The 23,213-nt window shown below is 65.1% G+C and carries 20 protein-coding genes; 6 read left to right on the top strand and 14 right to left on the bottom strand.

Annotation, left to right across the window (positions count from 1 at the left end):
• Nucleotides 1-32: 32 nt before the first annotated feature.
• From CLU90_RS04260 to CLU90_RS04245, 4 genes are all read right to left on the bottom strand, one after another.
• On the bottom strand, nt 33-1,391 hold the full coding sequence (locus CLU90_RS04260; protein ID WP_092716601.1) for a TolC family protein: 1,359 nt from the start codon (nt 1,389-1,391) through the stop codon (nt 33-35).
• The gene (locus CLU90_RS04255) at nt 1,381-2,724 is read right to left on the bottom strand and encodes an HlyD family type I secretion periplasmic adaptor subunit (RefSeq protein ID WP_092716599.1); all 1,344 of its coding nucleotides are present in this window, start codon (nt 2,722-2,724) and stop codon (nt 1,381-1,383) included. The genes CLU90_RS04260 and CLU90_RS04255 overlap by 11 nt, the downstream gene beginning before the upstream one ends.
• Nucleotides 2,721-4,907, bottom strand: a complete 2,187-nt coding sequence (locus CLU90_RS04250) for a type I secretion system permease/ATPase (RefSeq protein ID WP_100427275.1) — start codon at nt 4,905-4,907, stop codon at nt 2,721-2,723. Before CLU90_RS04250 ends, CLU90_RS04255 begins: the two co-directional genes overlap by 4 nt.
• A gap of 90 nt (nt 4,908-4,997) precedes the next feature.
• A complete protein-coding gene (locus tag CLU90_RS04245) occupies nt 4,998-8,015 on the bottom strand; it encodes a calcium-binding protein (RefSeq protein WP_100427274.1) in 3,018 nt (1,005 codons plus the stop codon).
• A 321-nt stretch (nt 8,016-8,336) separates the two neighbouring features.
• Between CLU90_RS04245 and CLU90_RS04240 the strand changes: the two genes are divergently transcribed.
• Nucleotides 8,337-9,476, top strand: coding sequence for a serine hydrolase domain-containing protein (locus CLU90_RS04240; protein WP_100429371.1), 1,140 nt, complete (start codon nt 8,337-8,339; stop codon nt 9,474-9,476).
• A gap of 44 nt (nt 9,477-9,520) precedes the next feature.
• On the opposite strand, the gene CLU90_RS29095 is transcribed toward CLU90_RS04240, so the two are convergent.
• Both CLU90_RS29095 and CLU90_RS04235 read right to left on the bottom strand, forming a co-directional pair.
• A complete protein-coding gene (locus CLU90_RS29095) occupies nt 9,521-9,673 on the bottom strand; it encodes a hypothetical protein (protein ID WP_157808728.1) in 153 nt (50 codons plus the stop codon).
• Nucleotides 9,670-10,563, bottom strand: coding sequence for a LysR family transcriptional regulator (locus CLU90_RS04235; protein WP_100427273.1), 894 nt, complete (start codon nt 10,561-10,563; stop codon nt 9,670-9,672). The genes CLU90_RS29095 and CLU90_RS04235 overlap by 4 nt, the downstream gene beginning before the upstream one ends.
• A gap of 110 nt (nt 10,564-10,673) precedes the next feature.
• On the opposite strand from CLU90_RS04235, the gene CLU90_RS04230 reads away from it, so the two are divergent.
• Nucleotides 10,674-12,173 carry an MFS transporter gene (locus CLU90_RS04230; protein WP_100427272.1) on the top strand — a complete coding sequence of 500 codons (1,500 nt, stop codon included), beginning with the start codon at nt 10,674-10,676 and terminating at the stop codon, nt 12,171-12,173.
• On the opposite strand, the gene CLU90_RS04225 is transcribed toward CLU90_RS04230, so the two are convergent.
• The 3 genes from CLU90_RS04225 to CLU90_RS04215 form a co-directional block, all read right to left on the bottom strand.
• On the bottom strand, nt 12,155-12,691 hold the full coding sequence (locus CLU90_RS04225) for a hypothetical protein (RefSeq protein WP_100427271.1): 537 nt from the start codon (nt 12,689-12,691) through the stop codon (nt 12,155-12,157). The genes CLU90_RS04230 and CLU90_RS04225 overlap by 19 nt on opposite strands.
• Nucleotides 12,692-12,772: 81 nt before the next feature.
• Nucleotides 12,773-14,353, bottom strand: a complete 1,581-nt coding sequence (locus CLU90_RS04220) for a methyl-accepting chemotaxis protein (protein ID WP_100427270.1) — start codon at nt 14,351-14,353, stop codon at nt 12,773-12,775.
• A 250-nt stretch (nt 14,354-14,603) separates the two neighbouring features.
• A complete protein-coding gene (locus tag CLU90_RS04215) occupies nt 14,604-15,053 on the bottom strand; it encodes a hotdog fold thioesterase (RefSeq protein ID WP_092716582.1) in 450 nt (149 codons plus the stop codon).
• Nucleotides 15,054-15,197: 144 nt separating this feature from the next.
• On the opposite strand from CLU90_RS04215, the gene lpxO reads away from it, so the two are divergent.
• From lpxO to fdx, 3 genes are all read left to right on the top strand, one after another.
• Complete coding sequence (lpxO, locus tag CLU90_RS04210; RefSeq protein ID WP_035818659.1) at nt 15,198-16,097, top strand: lipid A hydroxylase LpxO; 900 nt, start codon at nt 15,198-15,200, stop codon at nt 16,095-16,097.
• A gap of 83 nt (nt 16,098-16,180) precedes the next feature.
• On the top strand, nt 16,181-16,579 hold the full coding sequence (locus CLU90_RS04205) for a DUF6331 family protein (RefSeq protein WP_100427269.1): 399 nt from the start codon (nt 16,181-16,183) through the stop codon (nt 16,577-16,579).
• A 61-nt stretch (nt 16,580-16,640) separates the two neighbouring features.
• Nucleotides 16,641-16,973: an ISC system 2Fe-2S type ferredoxin gene (gene fdx, locus CLU90_RS04200; protein WP_092716575.1), complete on the top strand. Its 333-nt coding sequence runs from the start codon at nt 16,641-16,643 to the stop codon at nt 16,971-16,973.
• Nucleotides 16,974-17,018: 45 nt separating this feature from the next.
• Here the strand turns inward: fdx and CLU90_RS04195 are convergent, their stop codons facing one another.
• Nucleotides 17,019-19,067: a M13 family metallopeptidase gene (locus tag CLU90_RS04195; protein WP_100427268.1), complete on the bottom strand. Its 2,049-nt coding sequence runs from the start codon at nt 19,065-19,067 to the stop codon at nt 17,019-17,021.
• Nucleotides 19,068-19,233: 166 nt separating this feature from the next.
• Between CLU90_RS04195 and CLU90_RS04190 the strand changes: the two genes are divergently transcribed.
• A complete protein-coding gene (locus CLU90_RS04190) occupies nt 19,234-19,545 on the top strand; it encodes a DUF7661 family protein (RefSeq protein ID WP_332870857.1) in 312 nt (103 codons plus the stop codon).
• 1 nt (nt 19,546) lies between these two features.
• On the opposite strand, the gene CLU90_RS04185 is transcribed toward CLU90_RS04190, so the two are convergent.
• The 4 genes from CLU90_RS04185 to prsR form a co-directional block, all read right to left on the bottom strand.
• Entirely contained in the window at nt 19,547-20,116 is a 570-nt protein-coding gene (locus tag CLU90_RS04185; protein ID WP_092716569.1) for a DUF1439 domain-containing protein, read from the bottom strand.
• Between the two features lie 208 nt (nt 20,117-20,324).
• Nucleotides 20,325-21,266, bottom strand: a complete 942-nt coding sequence (locus CLU90_RS04180; RefSeq protein ID WP_092716567.1) for a hypothetical protein — start codon at nt 21,264-21,266, stop codon at nt 20,325-20,327.
• Between the two features lie 35 nt (nt 21,267-21,301).
• Nucleotides 21,302-21,745, bottom strand: coding sequence for a hemerythrin domain-containing protein (locus tag CLU90_RS04175; protein WP_092716565.1), 444 nt, complete (start codon nt 21,743-21,745; stop codon nt 21,302-21,304).
• A gap of 90 nt (nt 21,746-21,835) precedes the next feature.
• The gene (prsR, locus tag CLU90_RS04170; protein ID WP_092716562.1) at nt 21,836-23,206 is read right to left on the bottom strand and encodes a PEP-CTERM-box response regulator transcription factor; all 1,371 of its coding nucleotides are present in this window, start codon (nt 23,204-23,206) and stop codon (nt 21,836-21,838) included.
• Nucleotides 23,207-23,213 lie beyond the last annotated feature (7 nt).

Here is a 23,213-nt window from a genome sequence, read left to right as displayed (position 1 = left end):
ATTGCGCCGGCATGGCGCGCGGAATGCGCCTATTAACGCCCTGCAATCGCCTCCCGTCCCAGCACGCCGGCGCTGGCGAGCAGACGCAGCCGGGCCGAACGCCATTCCGCCTGACACCGGATGCGCTCCTGCTGCGCCTCGAGCAGCGCCGACTGCGTGTTCAGCATTTCCAGGATGTCGGCCGCGCCCAGGCCGAACTTGCGTTGCACGCTGGCCTGGGCATCGCGCGCCGCGTCCAGCCATGCTTGCGACGCGGCCAGGTTGGCCAAGGCCGTGCTCGCTTCCGCATGCGTTTTCACCAGTTCCATCAGGGTCTGCTGCTGCACCTCTTGCGCCTCGGCTTCCCTTTGCCCGGCCTGCGCCAGCGCGCCGCGCACCTTGTAGTGGCGCGCAAAACCGTCGAACAGGGGAATGTTCAATGAGATGCCCACCAGGGTTTCGCGCGTGGACGCGGCGGACAAGCCCTGGTTGGGGCGGCCGTTCTGGTAGATATTGGCCGTCAGGTCGATGCTGGGCCGGCCCTCCGACTCGGTCACGGCCACCCGTTCGCGCGCGGCCGCCAGCTGCGCCTGCGCGGCCACGATGGCCGGGTGCCGCGCCTGGGCCAGCGCCAGCCAGGTGTGCAAATCTTCACGCAGGCCAGCCACCGGGGCATCCGCATCGTCATCCAGCACCACGCCCGCCTCGGCCGGCAAGCCCAGCGTATAGACGAGCACGGCGCGCGCCTTCCGGAATTCGCCATCGGCCCGGCTGGCGCCCAGGGCCGCCTTGGCCAGCGCGCTCGCCGCCTGCAGGGTGTCGCTGTGCGAACCGAGGCCCCGCTGGGCGCGGCGCTGCGTGGCCTGCACCGTTTCATTGGCCAGCGCCCGGTATTCCTCGCGCATCCGCACGTTGGCCCGCGCCGTCTGGGCCTCGAAATACGCGCTGACGGTGGCCGCCAGCGTCTTTTGCAGCACGGCGTCGCGGTTGGCCAGGGCCGCGTCCAGCATGGCTTGCGCCGAACGCTGGCCCGCCGCGCGCCCGCCAAAGTCGAACAAACGCCAGGAAAAACTCAGCGATCCCGTATTGCTGTTCAAGCTGCCGGACGGCGTGCTGGCGCCGGGATAGGCCGTGCGGTCGTGCACCCGGCTCAGGCCCGCATTCAGGGTCGGCAAAAAGGCGGCCCTGGCCTCGCCCAGCCCGGCCGCCTGCAGCCGGATGCCGGCCCAGGCGCTGTGCACCTGCGCGTTGCGGCACAGGGCCAGGTCGACGGCCGCCGGCAAGGTCAATCGCACGCTCGCCTCGTACGCGGACGGGCATGGCGCGGCCTCATGCTCGCCCGACTGCGCCGCAGCACTGGCCAGCAGCAAGCTGGCGGCGATGGCGGCCATGACGCGGCGTCTAGCGTTCATGCAGCGCCTCCTTCTGGTGCTGCACCAGCGGCGAGAGCACGTATTCGATCACCCTGCGCGTCCCCGTGCGGATTTCCGCGCGCACCGCCATGCCGGCCGACAGCGGCGCCAATCTGCCGTCGATGACGATGGACGGCTGCTGCAGCGTGATTTTCACGGCATACACAAGCCCCTTTTTTTCATCCTCGACGGCGTCGCGCGAGACGCTGCTGACGACGGCGGGCACGGTGCCGTATTTTGTGTAATCGAAGGCGTCGACCTTGATGGCCACCGCCTGGCCCGGCTGCACGAAGCCGACGTCGCGGTTTTCCAGCACGGCGTCGATTTCCAGCTTGCCCTGGCGCGGCACGATCTGCATCAGCGCCTGCGCGGCCGGCACGACGCCGCCCACCGTGTGCAGTTTCAGTTGCTGCACCGTGCCGTCGACGGGGGCCGTCAGGCGCAGCAGGCTGCCGCGGGCGCCCGCGCGCCGCGCATCCTGGCCGCTGGCCGCCGCCACCCTCGCCCCTTCCGTCAGCGCGTCGTAGGCGTCCTTGCGCGTCTGCGCCACCAGGGCCGCGCGCTCGCTGCGGGCCGACGCCAGCTGGCCGGCCAGGTCGATGCGCGCCTGCTCCTTTTCCAGCCACGCGTGTTCGGCCACGTCGCGCGTGGCCAGCAGCGCCTGGTAGTCGCCGGCGCGCCGCGTGGCCAGCGGCAGCGCCTGGGCGTAGCGGGCGATTTCTCCATCGAGATGCGCGAGCCTGGCGCGGAAACTCGCGTACTGGCCATCGAGGTGGCCCTGCGCTTCCTCGCGCTGGGCGGCGGAGGCGCCATCGGGCGCCACCAGCCTGGGCGGCGTCAAGGTATCGACGGCGGCGATCAGCGCGCGCGAGCGGGCCATTTGCAGCGCGGCCGCCACGGCGTCGCCGGCGGCCTTGTCGCGTTCGGCGTCCGGACCCCGGCTGTCGAGTTCCACGAGCAGCTGACCCGCCTTGACGGCCTGCCCTTCCTTCACGTGCAGGGCGCGCACGGCCGCCACGTCAACCGAGGCGATGGTCTTGGTGTTGCCGGACGGAATGATCTTGCCGGCCGCATTGACGATGATGTCGACCTGGCCGAAGACCGCCCACAGCACGACGCAGCCGACCAGCAGCATCAGCACCCTGGCCGTCAGGCGCAGCGAAGGCGACACGGGCCGCTCCTGCAGCGCCAGCGCGGCCGGCAAGAAGGCCGCCTCGTCTTCGCTGAGCACGGGGCCGCTCAAGGCGGCGCGGTCGCGCCAGCTGTGCCGCAGCACCTGAGCGTAACGTTGCAACAGCTCGCCATACGCGGCCAGGCGGTGGCCGGCGCTCATGTTGCGTCCCCTGTTGCGCTCCCGTGCGTGCCTTGCTGCAAGCTGTACAGATGGGCGTAGATGCCGCCCGGCTGCGCCAGCAGCGCGTCGTGCGTGCCCAGTTCGGCCACCTGCCCCCGCTCCATGACCACGATGCGGTGCGCTTCGCGCACGGCCGACAGGCGGTGGGCGATGATCAGCACGGTGCGCCCCGCGCAAATGCCGCGCATATTGTCCTGGATGATCTTTTCCGATTCGTAGTCGAGCGCGCTCGTCGCCTCGTCGAAAATCAGGATGCGCGGATTGCCGATCAGGGCGCGGGCGATGGCGATGCGCTGGCGCTGGCCGCCCGACAAGCCCGTGCCGTGCTCGCCCACCATGGTGTCGTAGCCTTCGGGCAACTCGCAAATGAAATCGTGGGCGCCCGCCAGTTTCGCCACGGCGATGACGGCATCGATGGGCAGCGCCGGGTCGCTCAGGGCGATGTTGTCGCGCACGGAGCGGTTGAAGAGGATGTTTTCCTGCAGCACCACGCCGATCTGGCGCCGCAGCGAGGCCGTGTCGATGACGGCGATATCCTGCCCGTCGATCAGCACCTTGCCCCGCTCGGGAATGTACAGGCGCTGCGCCAGCCGCGTCAGGGTGCTCTTGCCCGAACCGGAACGCCCGACGATGCCGATCACTTCGCCAGGCGCGATGCTGATCGATACATTGCGCAGCACCTCGGCCGCATCGGGCCGGTAGCGGAAACCCACTTGCTGGAACTCGATGGCGCCCGCGATGCGCGGCAGGAGTGCCTTCTGGCTGCCCGCTTCCGCTCTGGCATCGAGAATATCGCCCAGCCGGCTCATGGAAATGCCCACTTGCTGGAAATCGTTCCACAGCTGCGCCAGGCGCAAGATGGGCGATGCCACCTGTCCGGCCAGCATGTTGAAGGCGACCAGTTCGCCCACCGTCATTCTCTCGTCGATGACGAGGGTGGCGCCCCACCACATGATGACCGCCGTCACCAGCTTGCTGACCAGGGTCACGCCACCGCTGGCCAGCATGCCGATGTTATTCGCCGACAGGCCCGCCGACACATAGCCGGCCAGCTGCTTTTCCCACTGCTGCTGCCAGCGCGGTTCCACGGCCATGGCCTTGAGCGTATCGACGCCGCTGATGGTTTCAACCAGGAAAGACTGGTTTTCCGCGCTGCGGTTGAATTTGTCGTTCAATCTGCCCCGCAGCACGGGCGTGAGCAGCATCGACAGGGCCGCGTAGACGGGAATCGAGGCCAGCACGACGACGCTGAGCGCCGCGCTGTACCACAGCATGGCGGCAATGAAGATGAAGGAAAACAGCAGGTCCAGCATCACGGTCATGGCGTTGCCGGTGAGAAAAGACCGGATGTTTTCCAGTTCATGGATGCGCGCCACGGAATCGCCCACGCGGCGCGCCTGGAAATACGCGATCGGCAAGGCCAGCAGGTGGCGGAACAGGCGCGCGCCCAGTTCCACGTCGATCTTGCTGCTGGTGCGCGCGAAAACATAGGTGCGGATGAGGCCCAGCACGGCTTCGAAGACGATGGCGCACACGAGGCCGATGGCCACCACGTGCAGGGTTTTCATCGCGTGGTTGACCAGCACCTTGTCCATCACCACCTGGAAAAACAGGGGCGTGGCCAGGCCGATCAGTTGCAGCACGAAGGAAATCAGCAATACCTCGCCCAGCAGCCTGCGGTATTTGACGATGGCGGGGATGAACCAGCTGAAGTCGAAACGGGCCGTCTCGCGCGCGAAGCTGGCCTTGCTGGTGAAAAAGATCAGCTCGCCCGTCCAGGCGGCAAGAAACGCGTCGCGGCCGAGGATGTGCGGCGGCTGGCCCGGATGCTGGACCAGCACCTTGCTCACGCCATCGTTACCCGTCTCGACCTTGCCGAGGATAAAGAAACGGCCGTCCGTATCGATGGCGATGGCCGGCAGCGGCGCTTGCGCCAGTCGTGCGGGCGCTTGGCGCACCAGTTTGGCCGTCAAGCCAAGTTGCCGGGCGGCCAGCAGCACGGTTTGCCGCGTGAACACGGCCTGGCCGAAGGCATGCTTGAGCTGGGCGCCATCGGCGGCGATGCCGTGCAGGCTGGCCATCAGCTGCAGCGACAGCAAGCCCGTGTCGGGCGAGGTTTTTTCCAGGGACGGCGTATCGTTGCGTTGGGAGAGGACTGTCATCGGGCAATATAAGAGATTCAATGGCGCAGCCAGGCCGGCGCCGGTCGCCCCGGTCCGGCTGCGTGAGGGTGGATCTAGTTACTCAACGGTTTAATGCGCCGCCGCCAGCTGGAGCTGCGTCGACGGATTGCCGTGACCTGACCATGGCGCCGATGCGGCCGCCGGCACGGCAAAGCCGGCCATCGCTTGCACCAGCTGCGCGGAATCCGCTTGCCAGCCGCCGATTCCGTCCTGGCTGACGGCATTAAATTGCTGCGCGGCGCGCCAGTTCTGCGCCAACACCGGCGCCAGGATGGCGGCCGTGCCTGCAGGCAAGGTCAGCTGGCCAGCCGGTGGCGGCGTCAGGCCTGCCATTGCCTGCACGAGCTTTTGTACATCGCTGCCCAGCAAGACCCGGCCATCGGCCATGCGGAATTCCTCGATGCGTCGCCCTGCGCTCTCGTACCAGCCCGTGACGGTGACCTTGTCGGCGGTGCCGATGGTGCTCACTTCGAGGTTGGCACCCGCCTGGCGGAACCACAGCTGCTCGGCGCTGACGCCGGCCAGGAAGGACACCACGTCGCGGCTGCCCGCCTCGTCCGCCTCGGAAATGGTGTCGGCGCCGTCGCCGCGGGCGAAGATATAGGTATCGTTGCCCAGCGTGCCGGCCAGCGCATCGTCGCCCTTGCCGCCTTGCAGGGTATCGTTGCCGAGGCCGCCCAGCAGGATGTTCTTCAGTTCATTGCCGGTCAGCACGTCATCGAACTTGCTGCCGATGACGGCATTGAAATTGGCCAGCACGTCGCTGCCCGCGCGCGCCGTCATCGGGCCGCCAACGGGCGCAAAGGCGGCCGTCACGCCCCTCGTGGAAGTGGCGTAGGACAGCGAATTGCCCGCTCCGCCACCGTCGAGCACGTTGCCGCCGGCGGTGCCGACATGGAAGACGTTGCTGGTATAGGCGCTGCCCGTCACCGTCAGGCCGGGACCGGTGAGGCGCACGTACTCGACGTTGTCGGCCACCGTGTAGTTGACGCTGGTGTACACGGTGTCGTTGCCGCCATTGCCCCGCTCATCGATGAAGTCGCCGCCGTGGTTGACGTAATACGTGTCGTCGCCACCGAGGCCTTGCAGCAGGTCGGCGCCGGCCGTGCCGTTGATGACGTCGGCGCCCGCCGTGCCGACGAAGGTCTGCCCCGTCGGTTGCGTGGGACCGTTGAAGTGCCAGGCCTGGGCCAGCGCGGGCGCCAGGGCGGTGGCCGTGCTGGCCGGCAAGGTCAGCTGGCCCAGCGGCGGCGGCGTCAGGTTCGCCATCGCCTGCACCAGCAGCTGCACGTCGGCGCCGCGCATGACGTGGCCGGCGGCCGTGCGGAATTCCTCGATGTTCGGCACGGCCGCGTTCCAGGCGCGGATGGTGATCTTGTCCGTCGTGCCGATGGTGCTCACTTCCAGGTCATTGCCCACCTGGCGGAACCACAGCCGGTCGATGTTGACGCCGGCCAGGAAGGCGATGGTGTCGTAATTGGCATCGGCGGACGATTCGACAATGGCGTCGGCGCCGTCGCCGCGCGCAAAGACATAGGTATCGTCGCCCAAGCCGCCCGTCAGCACGTCGTTGCCTTTGCCGCCTTGCAAGGTGTCGTTGCCGAGGCCGCCGGCCAGGGTATTGGCCAACTCGTTGCCAGACAGCACGTCGTCATAGCCGCTGCCCGTCACGCTGGAAATATTCACCAGCACATCGCTGCCCGGGCGGGCCGCGTGGGATTCGTTGGTGGAAACGATGCTGGCCGTCGCGCCCGCCTTGGAACCAGCATAGGTAGCCGTGCCGTTCGTGCCCGTGCCGCGCAGCACGTTGCCGCCGGCGACATCGACGTGGAACACGTTGTCATTGCCGTTGCCCGTCACCGTCAGGCCGGCGGCGCTCACATGCACCTCTTCGACGTTGGCGGCCAAGGTGTAATCGACCGTGGCATAGACGGTGTCGCGTCCGCCGCCAGCCTGTTCCACCACCACGTCGCCGCTGTGGTTGACGTAATACGTGTCGTCGCCAGCCAGGCCCGCCATCACGTCGGCGCCCGCCGTGCCCTGGATGATGTCCGGATTCGCCGTGCCGGTAAAGACGCCGTTGCCGGGCTGGGACGGCCCTTCCGTGCGCCAGTTCTGCGCCAGCGCCGGCGCCAGGGCGGCGGCCGTCGCCGCCGGCAAGGTCAGCTGGCCGGCCGGCGGCAGCGCCAGGCCCGCCATCGCCTGCACGAGGTTTTGCACGTCGCTGCCCAGCAACACGCGGCCATCGGCCGTGCGGAATTCCTGGATGCGCGGCGCCGTGCCGGAATACCAGCCATTGATGGTGATCTTGTCGGCCGTGCCGATGGTGCTCACTTCCAGCGCCGTGCCCACTTGGCGGAACCACAGCTGGTCGGCGCTGACGCCGGCCAGGAAGGAGACGACGTTATGGCTGGCCGCCTCTTCCACCTCGACGATGATGTCGGCGCCGTCGCCGCGGGCAAAAAGATAGGTGTCGTCGCCCTGCATGCCGGCCAGGGTATCGTCTCCCTTGCCGCCGCGCAGGATATCGTTGCCAAAACCGCCCACGAGGGCGTTTTTGAGCTCGTTACCGCTCAGGACATCGTCGAGCTTGCTGCCGATGAGGTTGGCGATATTGAGCAGCACGTCGCTGCCGGGCGGCGCCGTCACCGGGCCATTCGCTCCGGACAAGGTCGCCGTCACGCCCGTGCCCGCAGCCATGTAGTTGACCGTGTTGCCCGTGCCGCCGCCATCGATCCTGTTGCCACCGGCCGCGTCAACGAAAAAGACGTTATTGGTATTGGCGCTGCCCGTTACCGTCAGGCCGCCTGCGGTCAGGCGCACGTTCTCGACGTTGTCGGCCACCGTGTAATTGGCGCTGGTGTAGACGGTATCGCTGCCGCCGTTGGCCAGCTCGACGATTACGTCGCCGCTGTGGTTGACGTAATACGTGTCGTCGCCGGCCAGGCCTTCGAGCACGTCGGCGCCCGTGGTGCCGGTGAGCACATCGGCGTTCGCCGTGCCCGTGAAGCGCTGGGCAGCGGCGGAACTGTTCAGGTAAGCGTCGATGGCGGAGACGCTGGAGCCAGATGCATTGTTTTCAGTCATGTTGCAGTTCCTGTCGTTGAACTTAAAACCAAAATCGAATATGCCGGCGCAAGCCGGCATGCAAGGCAAAAGTCCCGGCCGCCTCTGACTGCAGTCCAAGGTGCACCTTCAACGGTCCGTCACTTTTGGCGCATGGACGGCGCGCGCTTGAGCGTCGCCTCGCATGCACGCCTTAATGACGCGCAATCGGGACAGGCACTGTTATTTGTCATGCAAATGTCACACTGTCTGGAAGAAAGAAGGGAAGATTTTTGCCAAGTTTTTTCTGTCACCGTTGAACCAACGTGCGAGAATGCCCCTCCCCCCTCGATGGTGCGCAAGATGACCAAACTCGCCGCAAGCATCACTGTAATGACACTGCTGCTGGCAGCCTGCAAGCCCGCAGCCACGGCACCTGCGCATGACATTCCTGCGGCCATGCGCCAGACCGCAACCACGCTGCTGCAGTCGACATTGCTGCACGCGACCTCGATTGCCGTCGTTTATCGCGGCAAGGAATTCGTTCTGCATCAAGGCGAGCTGGAGACCGGCAAAGCCAATCCGCCGAACGATACAACCCTGTATGAAATCGGCTCGGTCAGCAAGACTTTTGCCGGCCTGCTGCTGGCGAACGCCGTGCTGGACGGGAAGGCGGCGCTCGACGATCCCATACAACAGTACCTGCCGGAGGCCTACCCGAACCTGCAGTGGCAAGGTCAGCCCGTTCTCCTGCGCCATTTGATCACGCACACCAGCACCATGCCGGGCATGCTGCCATTGCAGGTGAACGCCATATTGCAGGATTTCACGGCACACGCCACGCCGGCAAAACTCAATGCGGCCTATGCCGACTACGGACAACAGCAATTCTGGCAGGATTTACATGCAGTCAGCATCAAGGGTCCGCTAGGGGAGGACTACGCCTATTCCAGCGCCGGCACCGAACTCATTGCACACACGCTCGAAACAATCTACGCCATGCCCTATGAAGTGCTGCTCACGCAATTCATCGCGCGCGAAGCCGGCATGCACGATACCAGGCTGAAAATCGCAGCCGGGGATAGTGATCGGCTGGCGCCCGGCTACCACAGCGACAATCCCGTCGTGACGACACCGATGCCGCAACTGCCCTGGGGGGCGGCCGGCAACCTGAAGTCGACCGTGCCGGACATGGCGAAATACCTGCGCCTGCAATTGAGCGCCCATCGCGCGGTCGTCGAATCGCACAAGCCGCTGGTGCGCTTTCAGGACGACTTCAGCATTGGCTACTTCTGGAACATCGGCAGCAATCGCCAGCTGGGCACGCATTATGTACACCATGGCGGCGTGCCGCGCGCGCAAAGCTACGCCTGGGTCGTTCCCCAATATCAGCTGGGGATCTTCATCATCACCAACCAGAGCGGCGACGCTACCGCCGGCGCCATGGAAAGCGCGCTGGCGCCTATTTTCGACACGGTGGAATCGATGGAAAGCGCGAAGTAGGCCGCCAGCAATACGCACGACGCCACAGTTTGGGGAGATGGCGCTTACTTGCCAGGCGCTGCGGCCAGCAAGGCGCGCAAGGACGCCGTCAACGGCTCCTGCGGCGGCAGCGACGGCACGGCAAACGGGTGGTCGTGGCGCACGGTGGCGCCGGCCACATGCCACTGCAAGGGCGTCAGGGAAGCGTCCTGCGTCATGGCAAGCCTCCAAAAGTTTGATCCTGCAACTGCTCCACGAGGAAATCGATGAAGACGCGCAAGCGCGGCGGCAGGTGGCGGCTGGCCGGCCACAGCAGCCAGAATGCCGTGCGCGCCTGCGTATGCTCGTCCAGCAGCGACACCAGTTGCCCCGCCGCCAGCTCGCGCTGCACGGCGAATGCGGGCAGATAGGCGACGCCCTGCCCCTGCACGGCCAGGTAGACGCGCATTTCCACGCTGTTGCACACCATGCCGGGCACCGGCTGCACAGCCTCGTCCATCAGCGGCCACTGTTCCAAACGGCCTGTGGCGGGAAAGCGGTAGTCGAGGCGCTGGTGTTGCATCAGTTCGATGCCATCGGCGGGCCGGCCATGGCGCGCCAGGTAGGCGGGCGACGCCACCAGCAGCCGGCGGAACGTGCATAGCTTGCGCCGCATCAGGCTTGAATCGGCCAGCTCGCCCGTGCGCACGGCCGCGTCAAAGCCGTCGCTGACGATGTTGACCATGGCGTCGGAAAAATCGAGGTCGAGTTCGATGGCCGGATAGGCTTGCATGAACGCGCCGATGGCCGCTTCGAACAGGCCGCTGTAGCGTGGCAGGCTGATGCGCAGGCGGCCGCTGGGCGCGCCACCCGATTCACCGAGTTCGCGCTCGGCCGCTTCCACCTCGGCCAGGATGCGCTTGCAGCGCTGCAGGAATTTTTCCCCTTCCGCCGTCAAAGCCAGATGCCGCGTGCTGCGCTGGAACAGGCGCGCGCCCAGCCGCGCCTCCATGCGCGCCACGCTCTTGCCGACGGCCGACGATGACAGGCCCAGCAGCCGCCCCGTGGCCGAAAAACTGCCGCTGTCGGCCACCTGCACGAACATGGCGATGCCACCCAAGCTATCCATGCAAATCCCCATTAAAGACATTCTTGTCCGATATGTTGATCAGTTTAGCCCATTTTTCTTCAATGAGGGGCGCGCCATACTCGCCCCTCTTTCTTTCATATCCGACACCCATGTCCTCTTCCTCACGTCTTTCCCTCCCGCTGCAAGTGCTGGCCGCTTGCCTGACGGGCTTGCTGATACCCCTGTGTTTCACGGGCCCGGCCGTGGCCCTGCCCGCCCTCGGCGCCGAATTGCACGGCAGCGCCGCCGCCCTGAACTGGGTCATCAATGCGTATATCCTCAGCTATGGCAGCGCCATGATGGTGGCCGGCAGCCTGACGGACGTGCTGGGACGGCGCCGCGTCTGGCTGGCGGGACTGGCGCTGTTCTGCGTGGCGACCCTGGCCATCGCTGTCGCGCCATCGGTGGCATGGATCGCCGCGCTGCGTTTCGTGCAGGGCCTGGGCGGCGCGGCCGCGTTCGCCGCCGCGATGTCGTCGCTGGCGCCATTGTTCCACGGCGCTGCCCGCAGCCGGGTGATGAGCGTGCTGGGCACGACGTTCGGCCTGGGCCTGGCCTTCGGTCCGCTGGCGGCCGGCGCCATGCTGGCGCTGGCCCGCTGGCCCGCCATCTTTTACGCCACGGCCGTGCTGGGCGCCATCGGCATGCTGCTGGTATGGGGCAACGTGCCGGCCGATCCCGCGCGCGGCAAGGACCGGCTGGACTGGCCAGGCGCCATCAGCTTCAGCGCCGCGCTGGGCTTGCTGACCCTGGGCATGCTGCTGATACCCGAACACGGCTGGCGCAACGGCGCCGTGCTGCTGTCCGTCGCCGCGTCCGTGCTGCTGTTCCTCGCCTTTGGCGCGATTGAGCGCAGGACGGCGCGGCCCATGCTGGATTTGTCGCTGTTCCGCCAGCGCCGCTTTGTCGCCGTGCAAGTGCTGGCCGCCTCGCCCGCCTTCCTGTTCATCGTGCTCATCGTCATGCTGCCGGGGCGTTTCATCGGCATCGACGACATGTCCGCGCTGGCGGCGGGCCGTCTGATGATCGCCCTGGCCGCGCCGCTGCTGCTCGTGCCCGTGCTGGCGGCGCTGCTGTCGCGCTGGATCACGACCGGCGCCCTGTGCGCGGCGGGATTGCTGCTGGCCGCGGCGGGCCTGGCCTGGCTGGCGCAGGTGCTGGGCCATGCCGGCGCCGCCGCGCTGGCCGGTCCCCTGCTGCTGATCGGCGTAGGCATCGGCTTGCCGTGGGGCTTGATGGATGGCATGGCCTTGAGCGTGGTGGAAACGGAGCGCGCCGGCATGGCCACGGGTATCTTCAATACCGTGCGCGTCAGCGCCGATGGCGTGGCGCTGGCCCTGGCGGGCGCCGTGCTGGCCAGCCTGATCGGCGCGGGCCTGGCGCGGCAGCTGCCGGCCGAGTTGCCCGTACTGGCCGCCGCCAGCCGCGCCGCGCTCGGCGATATACAACAAGCAACACAGCTGCTGGGCGGCCAGGAAGCACTGCTGCGGACCAGCTATGACGCCGCCTTCCGCCAGCTATTGCTCGGCCTGGCGGTGCTGGCCGTGGCGCTGGCGGCGCTGGTGCCGTACTTGCTTCGGAAGGATGGGACTCAGGCATCCAGGCCGTAGAACACGGCCACCAGGATGGCGATATTGTTGCAGGCGCGCGCAAACGTCGTTGTCGCATAGGCAACGGCCACACTGGGGGCGCGGTAGCGCAGGTAGACAAAGCTGAACATGGCGCCCGAGCCCAGCGCGACGATGGCGTGCAGCAAGCCGCCGCTGATGAAATGCACGATGGCCCACAGGATGGCGCCGCTAAAAACGCTGAGCTGGCGGCTGGCGCCCAGGCGCCGGAGGATTTCCAGCGGCAGCAGCTGGCCGAGGAAGGTTTCCAGGATGGGGGAATAGATGACGACCCAGAACACCAGCAGGGGCAGCGACATTTCGCGCTTGAACTTGGACAGGCCCGTGTGCGCACCCCAGTATTCGGGCGGCAGCAGCCATTTGGTGAGGAACAGGATGGCAAAGCACAGCATGCAGGTCAGCAAGCCCCAGCCGAGACCGGCAAGGGCCAGCTCCAGCACGGGCGGCGCCGGTTTGTCGTCGTCCGGGCTGGATAGATCATGGCTGCTGCGCACTTGCATGAGTCGTCCTGGCGGTGATCCAGCTCTCATTGTAGCGCGGAATACGACTATTGGCGCACGGCTGTTGGCGCGCCACCCATCTCAGGCGGCCAGGCTCAGGGGACCGTTGGCCCGCTTGGCCAGCTTGAAGATGCCCACTTCCTGTTCCAGCTGCGCCGCCTGCTGCTGCAGTTCGTGCGCGGCGGCGGCGGCCTGCTCGACGAGGGCCGCGTTTTGCTGGGTCACCCGGTCCATGTCGACGATGGCGCGGTTGACTTGCTCGATGCCGGCGCCCTGCTCCTGCGTCGCATGGCTGATCTCGGCCATGATGCCCGTCACCCGGCTAATGCCGGCCACCACGTCATGCATGGTGGCGCCCGCCTGCTCGACAAGCAGCGTGCCCGTACCGACCTTGCTGACGGAATCGTCGATCAGGGCCTTGATTTCGCGCGCGGCGGCGCTCGAGCGCTGCGCCAGGTTGCGCACCTCGGTGGCGACGACGGCGAAACCGCGCCCCTGTTCGCCTGCGCGCGCAGCTTCCACGGCCGCGTTCAAGGCGAGGATATTCGTCTGGAAGGCGATGCTGTCGATCACGCCAATGATGTCGACGATCTTGTTCGACGAGGCATTGATCAGGCCCATGGTGTGCACGACTTCGGCCACCGCCTTGCCGCCCTGCTCCGACACCTTCGACGCTTCGCGCGCCAGGTGGTTGGCCTGCTGGGCGTTGTCCGCATTCTGGCGCACGGTGGAAATCAGTTCTTCCATCGATGACGCCACTTCTTCCAGCGAGCCGGCCTGCTGCTCCGTGCGCTGCGACAGGTCGCGGTTGCCCGAGGCGATCTCGGTCGACGCCGTGGCAATGCTTTCCGTGCCGTGGCGTACCTTGCCGACGATGGCGGCCAGGTTGTCGCGCATGGTCTTGATGGCAAACAGCAGGCTGCTGTCGTCGCCGTCGCGCGTGTGTACGTCGATGGCCAGCTCCCCGAGCGCGATGCGCCCGGCGATCATGGCCGCATACGCCGGTTCGCCGCCCAGCTGGCGCAGCAGGCCGCGCGTGATGACGATGGCGACCGCAATGCAAATGAGCACGCTGAGCGCGGCCAGCACGCCGATCCAGCGCAGCGACTGGCCGTAGATGGCGCGCGCGGCCACGCTGGCCTGCTCCGATTCGCGCTGGACGCTCTTCAGGACGGTATCGATGTCGACGACGATCTGGCGCCGCAAGGGGCTGCACTCTTCGACGAGGAAGGTGCCGTACTGCTCCATCTGTCCTGCGGCGCGGAACTGGCGCGGCCGCTGCAATTCCTGCGCCATGGCTTTCAAGCCCGTGCTGACTTTCTCGAATTGCGCATCGCCGGCAAACTGTGGCGCCAGCCGCGCAAGCGCTTCCAGGTAGAGCGCCTTCTGGCTGTCGAGGATGGCCAGCTCTTTCTCGGCGGCGGCCTGGTCCTGGAAGATATACGCGTTGCGGGCGGCCAGGCCCGTCTGGTCGAGCGCTTCGCGCGCCACGTACAGTGGCTCGAGTTTTTCCTGTTGGACTTTTTCTTGCGCGTCCATGGCGCCGGAGATGGCGCCGATGCGCAGCAGCGCGAAGGCAGCCAGTACCAGCATGAGTAGCACCAGCAGCCCGAAGCCTGCGCTCAGGCGCGCGCCTATCGTCAAACGATTGAATGACATCATTGTTGTTATTGCCCTGTAAAAGTTGATTGTTGCTGGTTACTTGGAAACCAGCGATCTGCTCGCCGTCGTGGTGCCTTTCCCGCATGGCGCGGGATGGGTCTCTAACTGGCGTTTTTTGGGCAGTCAGCTTCTAATGTCGGGCAATGTACGCGCGCGGAGAGAAACCCGCGCAATGCAACGGTACACTGAATTATAAGCGAACAGCGTTATTTATGATTTCACGCGTCCACTTTTAGTGCCTTGATGCAAGTCAAGGGCTGCCGTATCCCCCCTTGCCCGGCGCGTCGATGACGGCCATCGTGATGCGCGAGATGCAGCACAGCTTGCCGTCGTCGCCGGTGATGCGGATTTCCCAGACCTGGCTGGTCCGGCCCCGGTGGATGGGCGTGGCGCGCCCCGTCACGTAACCGCCGCGCACGCCGCGCAAGTGGTTGGCGTTGATTTCCTGGCCCACGCTCACGTGCCGGCTGGAATCGAGGCAGGCATTCGCGGCCATGCTGCCCAGGGTTTCGGCCAGCAAGACGGAAGCGCCGCCATGCAGCAGCTTGAACGGCTGCATGGTGCGGTGGTCGACGGGCATGGTCGCCTCGATCCAGTCGGGACCGAAAGCCGTGAATACGATGCCCAGGTGGCGCATGGCCGTGCCCTCGCTGGCGGCATTGAGGATGGCCAGGTCGAGCGGTGCGTGCCAGATTTCCATTGTTACCTCGGATAAGTGGGTAGAAACGGCCATTGTAGGGCACAGCGATCCCGTCCGCCGCTTCATCTTTCCTTCACCGAGGCACGGGGTGGCGATGGCATTAACTGGTTATAATTGCCCCATTCTTAAAAAACGAGGTTGTGTATGAAGTGGGCCTTGCTGGGCATTTTTGTGTTTTCTGTTTTACATATTCATTTTCGGGGCAAGGTGCGCCTGCCGTTCCGCCGCCAGATCTTCGATCACTCCTCGTTCATGGCGCCGCTGAACCTGTTCATGCACACCTTTTCCAAGGTGCCGGCCACGCCGTATCTGGCCGTCGAGCAATTCCCGGAACTGGCGCCGCTGCAGCAGAACTGGCAGATCATCCGCGATGAAGCGCTGCGCATGCAGGAAATGAAAAAGATCAAGGCGGCCGAAAAGAACAATGACGTGGGTTTCAATTCCTTCTTCAAATACGGCTGGAAGCGTTTCTACCTGAAATGGTATGACGCGAACCACCCGTCGGCGCAGCAGATGTGCCCGCAGACCTATGCCTTGCTGCAATCGATTCCGTCGATCAAGGCGGCCATGTTCGCGGAACTGCCGCAAGGCGGCAAGCTCAACCCGCACCGCGACCCGTTCGCCGGTTCCTTGCGCTACCACCTGGGCTTGCAGACGCCGAACGACGACCGCTGCTTCATCGACGTCGATGGCGAACGCCACAGCTGGCGCGACGGCCAGGCCGTGATGTTCGATGAAACGTATATCCATTGGGCGCGCAACGATGCCGACAGCGACCGCATCATCCTGTTCTGCGACATCGAGCGCCCGATGCGCTACCGCTGGGCGCAAGGCTTGAACCGCTGGCTGGGCCGCACTCTGATGACGGCCGCCGCCTCGCCCAACGAACTGGGCGACCAGGTGGGCGGCGTGAGCAAGCTGTTCCAGATTTCCTGGACCATGGGCCAGTACCGCCGCCGCTTCAAGGCGTGGAACAAGACGGCCTACCAGGTCACCCGCGTGGCGCTGGTGGTCGGCATCATCGCGCTGATCTATTTTATTTAAGCACTGCATTACCGCACAAGAAAACCGCCTTCGGGCGGTTTTTTTTATAATGCGATACCAATGAAGACGAGAATGTTTGAAACATGACGCAACGCGACCGCCAAGACGATATCCAGATCGGAGACGATGCCTGGATCGAATGGATCAGCCTTGACGGCCGCTATGAACAGGCCATCGACATCGATCCCTTGCTGGGGGAGCTGTGGCCGCTGATCTGCCTGCTGGAAACCCATTGTGTCGCCGACTGCTGCGGCATGGATGCCTACGATTTCACACGCGAAGCCGTCAATACGGCGCTGCTGGAACTTGATCGGGCGAAACTGCATGCCGCCTGCGCGCAAGCCCACAGCGCCGTGGCGGCGGCCGCCAGCGATGTATTGTTGAGTAACACGATGAATCACTACGCGGATAAACGCGTGTTCCTGCAATTGCTCGAGCATCTGGACGAGTGCATCGTTGCGCAGGATGCCGCAGGGGCTTGACCTTGCCAAGGCGGGAAGGTCCACAGTGGCGGCATTGAAGGATAAACGAGGAGAATCGCGCATGCCAAAAATCACCGTCCTGCCCCATCCCGAGCTGGCCCCCGACGGCGCCGTCATCGACGCGCCGGAAAACATGAGCATTTGCGACGCCTTGCTGCGCAACGAAATAGACATCGAACACGCCTGCGGCCAGGTCGGCGCCTGCTCCACCTGCCACGTGGTCGTGGTGCGGGGTTTCGACTCGCTCAATGAACTGGGCGACAATGAAGAAGACATGCTCGACCAGGCCTGGGGCTTGCAGCCCCACTCGCGCCTGTCGTGCCAGGCGCGCCTGGCGCAGGAAGACCTGACGGTCGAACTGCCCAGGTACACGCTCAACCACGCCAAGGAATAGTCCCCGGCGCGGTTGCGCGACTGCCCTACGGGTTTACCACGTGATTTACCACATGATCACGCGCTGCTCGGGCGGCAGATACATCGGGTCGCCCGGCTTGATGCCGAACGCTTCGTAGAAGCCGGGCTGGTTCTTGACCGTGCCCTTGGCGCGGAATTCGCCCGGCGAATGCGGGTCGCTCTTGATCTGGGCAATGGCCGCTTCGGGACGCAGTTTTGCGCGCCATTTCTGCGCAAAGCCGATGTACAGGCGCTGCTCGCCCGTCAGGCCATCGATGACGGGCGACGGCTTGCCACCGAGCGAACGCTGGTAGGCCTTGTAGGTAATCGACAGGCCGGAATTGTCGCCGATGTTTTCGCCCAGGGTCAGCTCGCCATTGATGTGGTAGCCCGGCACGGGGCTGTAGGCGCCGTATTGCTTGACGAGGCCGGCGGCCAGCGCCTTGAAGGCCGTGCGGTCCTCCGCCGTCCACCAGTTGCGCAGGCGGCCCTTGGCGTCGTACTGGCTGCCCGAATCGTCGAAGGCATGGCTGATTTCATGGCCGAAGGTGATGCCCAGCAAGCCGTAATTGACGGCATCTTCCGCCTTCACGTTGAAGAATGGCGGCTGCAAAATGGCGGCCGGGATCGTGATGGCATTCAGGGCCGGGCTGTAGCTGGCGTTGACGGTTTGCGGCGTCATCGACCATTCGTCGCGGTCGACCGGTTTGCCCAGCTTGGCCAGGTTTTGCTGGCGGCTCCACGCGCGCGAAGCGCGCACGTTGGCGATCAGGTCATTCGGCTGCGTCTGCATGCTGCTGTAGTCGCGCCAGGTATCGGGGTAGGCGATCTTCGGCTTCAAGGCGGCCAGCTTGAGCTGGGCTTCCTTCTTGGTTTCCGGACCCATCCAGTCGAGCTGTTCGATGCCCTCCTTGAACGAGGCGACGAAATTGTCGAACATGGCCATCACGCGGGGCCGGGTTTCCGGCGGCAGATACATTTGCACATAGCGCTTGCCGACGGCGTCGCTGATGGCGTTATCCGTGAAGCGCAGCGCCAGTTGCCACTGCGGTTCGCTTTGCGGCACGCCGCGCAGCACCGTGCCGTCGAAGGCGAAACGCTCCTTGACGGTCGCGCTGTCCAGGTAGGAAGCATAGCTTTCGATGATGCGCCAGTTCAGATAGCTTTTCCACGATGCCAGTGGCACGGCGGCCAGGGTCTCGGAAAAGCCTGTCATGAAGCTGGGCTGGCGCACGACGGCCGAGGAAGCCTTCGGCGCCAGGCCGGCGGCCGTAAAGTAGGCATTCCAGTCGAAGGCCGGCGCCAGTGCCGCGAATTTGTCGAAATCGACGCGGTTGTACGATTTGACGGGGTCGCGCATCTGCACGCGCGTCCACTGCACGGCCGCCAGGCGCGTCTCGATGTCGAGGATCTGCGCCGCGTGTTCGGCAGCGGCCTTGTCGCCGCTCATGGCCAGCATGGTTTCGATATGCTTGAGGTATTTGGCGCGCACGGCTTGCAGCTTGGCGTCGTCATCCTTCAGGTAGTAATCGCGGTCAGGCAAGCCCAGGCCGGACTGGCTGATGTTGACCGTGTACTGCTCGGGGTCTTGCGCATCGGGCGCCACATAGGCGGAAAACGGCGTCTGGATGCCACTGCCTTGCATGTAGGCCAGCAGCGCCGGCAAGTCCTTCTTGTCCTTGATGGCGGCGACGCGGGCCAGCTCGGCCTTCAGGGGCTTGAAGCCGGCCGCATTGCGCGCCTTCTCGTTCATGAAGCTCGTGTACAGGTCGGCGATCTTGTGCGCTTCGCTGCCCGGTTTGCCGGGATTTTTCACGGTGGCGTCGATCAGGCCACGCAGCTGGCCCTGGGCGATTTCGCGCAATTCAATATACGTGCCCCAGACGGATTTGTCGGCCGGGATGTCCGTATTGCGGGTCCACACGCCGTTGACGTAGCCGTAGAAGTCATCCTTCGGGCTGACGGCCGGGTCCAGGGTTTTCAGGTCGATGCCGGAGACGGGCGCGGCGGCGGTAGCGCCTTGCTGGGCGTACAGCGAGGGCGAGGATAAGGCGAGCAAGGCGCAGCAAGCTGCGCTGATAAGTGAGCGTTTCACGAAGATTCCTTTAATTGTTTTCACTTCATGTTGGGGAACATGCTTGTCCAGGCATGGGAGGCTGGATTATAGTCCGCGTGCTTACGGGGAAACAATGTCCGTTGAACAAGTCCGGTGAGCAGAGAAGCGCTGAAGCGCGCCTCGAGCCCGCGCCGATGAGCAGAAAATGTTACTATTTGGCAATAGCCGTATCCGCCGCGTTCCATATCTCTATGCCCGGCGCCTTGACTGGAGAAGTTTGATGCAGGAATGCAGATTCAATGTTTTCGGCACGCTGATCGCCATCTGCGGAAATCAGGGAGCATGGCGCGCATTTTATCTCGGTGCGGAAGGCAAGCGCCGGCCCGCCGATTTCATTATTCCTGACGATATTGAAGCAGATGCGCTGTGCGAATACCTGGCCGACCTGTTCCATGAAGAAGCGACGCCGCGCAATAACACGGCAACGCGAATCAGCCCGCCGGCAGTCGAAGCCTAGGCTATTTTACCGGCTCGAACGTCACGGTCAGCCCATTGCTCGTCGTCCTGAGCTGCGTGGGTACGAATTGCACGCCCGCATAGCGTAATTCGTCGGGTTTGAAGGTATAGATCGGCGTTTCATGCATGAGCTGGTCGGCCACCAGACCGGCCACCTTGGCGAACTGGCGCTGCTGCGACTCGTCCATGCCGTCGATGGTCACCTTGTCCACGCTCGCTTCGCTGAGGTAAACGGCGTTGCGCTGGGCGTCGAGCACGAGGCGGCCCGACATGGCCAGGCTGCCGCGCCAGCTCTGGCGTATGAACGGCGGCAAGACGCTGGCGTCCACGCTGAGGGCAACCCGTTCGCGCTCGGGCTGCAAGGAAAGTTGCGGATGGGTCAGCTTGACGTCCAGCACGGACAGCACGCGCTTGTCGATGGGAAAGCGGCGCTCCAGGCCTTGCTGCATCTTGCTCAGCGACACGTTCACGTCGCGCGGGCCGATCAGGGTGGAACACGCGGCCAGCACGGTACAGGCAAAAGCGGCGGTGGCGGCGGTTTTCAGCAAGGGACGGAAGGTGGTCACGTTCATGGATGGTTTCGTTGGAAAGATGGCGCCATCTTACACATGCGCCCGCTTTCATGCAAAAACCGGCGCCCGCCTTGCAGCGGGCACCGGTTCTTGTGTTGACCTTGTCAGCGTACGAACAGGGCGATCAGTATGACGATGGGCAATGGAATGCCCAGCAGCAGCAAGAGGATGGAACGCATGGAGGACTCCTTGATTGATGGTAGGGGTTTCAGATGGTGACGTGGCGCAGCACGCGCTCATGGTCGCGCTGGCGGCCGCCGAACGTCGCCGCCAGGCTGGCCACGAAAGCACCGAGCAGCAAGGCGACGAACATCCACAGTGCCGTATGGGCACCGGCCTTGCGGGCCGTATCGGCCGCCTGCTGGGCACGCGCCTTGGCATCGGCGGCGGCCTTGGCGGCGCGGCCGTAGACGGCGTCGACCCGCGCTTCCGCTTCGGCTTGCGTCAAGCCCGTGCGGCTGGCCACGACCTGGCCCAGGTAGGCGCGGTCATCGGCGGCCAGGCTGCCCGTGGACAGGCTGGTGGCGAAGATCCTGCCGGTTTCCATGCGTTGGTCGGCAGTGCTGGCATTGGCCGAGGGAGCCGCCAGGGTGCCGGTGGTGGCAGCAGCGGCGGCAGGCGCGGCAGGTGCGCGCAGCAGCATGTCCGAGAAATAGTCGAGCGGATTGGCGCCGCCGCCCTCGTCCGCCTTCGCACCAGCCGCACCCGCACCCGCCGCCGCAGCTGGGGACACCGCCGCCGCCACGCCGCTGCCCGCATCGATGGCGCCGCTGAGCACGGCCCGCGTGCCGCCGGCCAGCACGGCCACGGTGATCAGGGTGGCCACAGCCCAGGCCAGCAAGCCGTGCGCCGTATCGCGGAAATGCACTTCATCCGTATGGATGGAACTCCATTTCACGCGCAGCCGGCCCGCCATGTAGCCGCCGATGCCGGACGCGGCCAATTGCATGAAGGCCAGCCAGGCGATGGTGGATACGCCGATGGCCGTCGCATTGAACGACCAGGGCGACACGGACGACAGGCCCAGGCCCACGCCGAGGATCAGGAGAATGAAGGACAAGGCGGCCGCGGCAGCCGCGCCCGCCAGCACGGCGCCCCAAGAGACGCCCGGATTGTTCAGGTCCGAGACGGACAATTGTGTAGCTTGCATGGAATACTCCCTTGGTTATTGATTTTTTCAACCGCTCAGGCGGCGACGTCCGTCAGCTGTTCCTTGCGCGCGGCCATTTCCCGGCCCAGCGCGTCGAGGTCGACGGCCGTCTCGCGCACCTTGGGAAACATGTCGCCCTCTTCTTCCTGGACGTGGTGCTCGATCTGCTCGGACAGCACCTTGACCTTGGCGTCGTACAGGTCGTCGGCCGGGTCCATGGCGGCAATTTGCGCGATGAGCTCCTTGGCGCTCGCGTGCTCGACGAGGGCTTCATCCATCAGGTCGCCATCGTGGATGGGACGACGCACGGCCGGATAGAAAATTTCTTCTTCCAGTTGCGTGTGCACGGTGAGTTCCTGGCAGATCTGGTCGGCCAGTTTTTTCTTGGTGGCAAATGAGCGGTCGCTCAAGCCTTCATATTGGGCAAACAATGCCTTCACGGCCTTATGGTCTTGCATCAATAGATTGATCGCGTTCATGGCGCCTCCTTGTTGTAGATGAGGCAAGGATGCGCCACGGCGGCGCCAGCGTATGTGCGACGCCTTACACAATCTTGATTTTTAATACACTCAGCTGTTCACCTGCGACTTGATGCCGTGATGGCCCATCAGGTCGTACAGGGTGGGCCGGCTCACGCCCAGCAGCTCGGCCGCCTTGGCGATATTGCCATCGGCCCGCGCCAGCGCGCGCACCATCACCTTGTATTCAGCCACTTCGCGGGCCTGTCGCAGGCTCAGCGGCTCGTCCGGGGGCGCCGCCTGGGCGCTGGCGGGCAGACCCAGGTCATCGGCGGCGATCTGCGGCCCGTCGCACATGATGACGGCCCGCTTGATGCAGTTTTCCACTTCGCGCACATTGCCGGGCCAGCCGTAGCTTTCGATCAGCTGCAGCGCGCCGGCGCTGAAATGCAGGTTGCTGCGGCCTTCGCTGGCGCAGAACTTGTTCTTGAAATGGTGGGCCAGCAAGGCCGCATCGCCGGCCCGCTCGCGCAGCGGCGGAATGCGCAGCACGATTTCGCTGAGACGGTAAAACAGGTCTTCGCGGAAACGCCCCTGTTCCGCCAGCACTTTCAGGTCCTGGTGCGTGGCGCACACGATGCGCACGTCGACGGCGATCTCGGCGCGCCCGCCCACGCGCTCGATGACTCTTTCTTGCAGGAAGCGCAGCAGTTTCGCCTGCAGCCCCATCGGCATGTCGCCGATTTCATCGAGAAAGAAAGTGCCGCCATGGGCCAGCTCGATCTTGCCCAGGGTTTGCCGGGCCGCGCCCGTAAACGCCCCCCGCTCATAGCCGAACAGCTCGCTCTCGAGCAGGTTTTCGGGGATGGCCGCGCAATTGATGGCAACGAAACGTTGCGCGTGGCGGCTCGACAGCGCGTGCAGTCCCCGCGCAATCAATTCCTTGCCGCTGCCCGAGTCGCCCAGCAGCATCACGCTGGCCGACGAGGGCGCCACTTTTTCCACGCTGCGGCACAGTTTCAGCATGCCCGGGTCGCGGCTGACGATGCCGGCCAAGGGCGAGTCCGCCTGCGTCTGCAGCATGCGGCGGTTTTCCTGCTGCATCGCGTGCAAATAAAAGGCGCGGGCGATGACCAGGCCCAGCATGTCGGCCTCGAACGGTTTCTGGTGGAAATCGTAGGCGCCCAGCGCAATGGCTTTCAAGGCATGCGCCCGCTCCTGGTTCCCCGACAGGATGATGACTTTCGTGTCCGGCGCCAGCGCGAGGATTTGCCGCAGGGTGGCCAGGCCTTCCGTGGCGCCGTCCGGGTCGGGCGGCAAGCCCAGGTCCATCGTCACGACGGCAGGCTGGTGGCGCCGCACGAGCGCCAGCGCCGCCTCGCGCTCGCCTGCCAGCAAGACTTCGTAGCCGTCAAAACTCCAGTGCAACTGCTTTTGCAGGCCGGGATCGTCTTCGATGACCAGCAGTTTTTGTTTCGCCATACGTATG

It is taken from the genome of Janthinobacterium sp. 67, assembly GCF_002797895.1.
Classification (GTDB): domain Bacteria; phylum Pseudomonadota; class Gammaproteobacteria; order Burkholderiales; family Burkholderiaceae_D; genus Janthinobacterium.
The sequence above is the reverse complement of the archived record's forward strand: the minus strand, read 5'-3'. Positions and strand labels throughout refer to the sequence as shown.

Coding starts and splice junctions, on each gene's coding strand:
- CLU90_RS04220 (WP_100427270.1), bottom strand. CDS start 14,353: ATGATGTCATTCAATCGTTTGACGATAGGCGCGCGCCTGAGCGCAGGC.
- CLU90_RS04240 (WP_100429371.1), top strand. CDS start 8,337: ATGACCAAACTCGCCGCAAGCATCACTGTAATGACACTGCTGCTGGCA.
- lpxO (WP_035818659.1), top strand. CDS start 15,198: ATGAAGTGGGCCTTGCTGGGCATTTTTGTGTTTTCTGTTTTACATATT.
- CLU90_RS04215 (WP_092716582.1), bottom strand. CDS start 15,053: ATGGAAATCTGGCACGCACCGCTCGACCTGGCCATCCTCAATGCCGCC.
- CLU90_RS04190 (WP_332870857.1), top strand. CDS start 19,234: ATGTTACTATTTGGCAATAGCCGTATCCGCCGCGTTCCATATCTCTAT.
- CLU90_RS04245 (WP_100427274.1), bottom strand. CDS start 8,015: ATGACTGAAAACAATGCATCTGGCTCCAGCGTCTCCGCCATCGACGCT.
- fdx (WP_092716575.1), top strand. CDS start 16,641: ATGCCAAAAATCACCGTCCTGCCCCATCCCGAGCTGGCCCCCGACGGC.
- CLU90_RS04225 (WP_100427271.1), bottom strand. CDS start 12,691: ATGCAAGTGCGCAGCAGCCATGATCTATCCAGCCCGGACGACGACAAA.
- CLU90_RS04185 (WP_092716569.1), bottom strand. CDS start 20,116: ATGAACGTGACCACCTTCCGTCCCTTGCTGAAAACCGCCGCCACCGCC.
- CLU90_RS04230 (WP_100427272.1), top strand. CDS start 10,674: ATGTCCTCTTCCTCACGTCTTTCCCTCCCGCTGCAAGTGCTGGCCGCT.
- CLU90_RS04260 (WP_092716601.1), bottom strand. CDS start 1,391: ATGAACGCTAGACGCCGCGTCATGGCCGCCATCGCCGCCAGCTTGCTG.
- CLU90_RS04250 (WP_100427275.1), bottom strand. CDS start 4,907: ATGACAGTCCTCTCCCAACGCAACGATACGCCGTCCCTGGAAAAAACC.
- CLU90_RS29095 (WP_157808728.1), bottom strand. CDS start 9,673: ATGACGCAGGACGCTTCCCTGACGCCCTTGCAGTGGCATGTGGCCGGC.
- CLU90_RS04255 (WP_092716599.1), bottom strand. CDS start 2,724: ATGAGCGCCGGCCACCGCCTGGCCGCGTATGGCGAGCTGTTGCAACGT.
- prsR (WP_092716562.1), bottom strand. CDS start 23,206: ATGGCGAAACAAAAACTGCTGGTCATCGAAGACGATCCCGGCCTGCAA.
- CLU90_RS04175 (WP_092716565.1), bottom strand. CDS start 21,745: ATGAACGCGATCAATCTATTGATGCAAGACCATAAGGCCGTGAAGGCA.
- CLU90_RS04205 (WP_100427269.1), top strand. CDS start 16,181: ATGACGCAACGCGACCGCCAAGACGATATCCAGATCGGAGACGATGCC.
- CLU90_RS04235 (WP_100427273.1), bottom strand. CDS start 10,563: ATGGATAGCTTGGGTGGCATCGCCATGTTCGTGCAGGTGGCCGACAGC.
- CLU90_RS04180 (WP_092716567.1), bottom strand. CDS start 21,266: ATGCAAGCTACACAATTGTCCGTCTCGGACCTGAACAATCCGGGCGTC.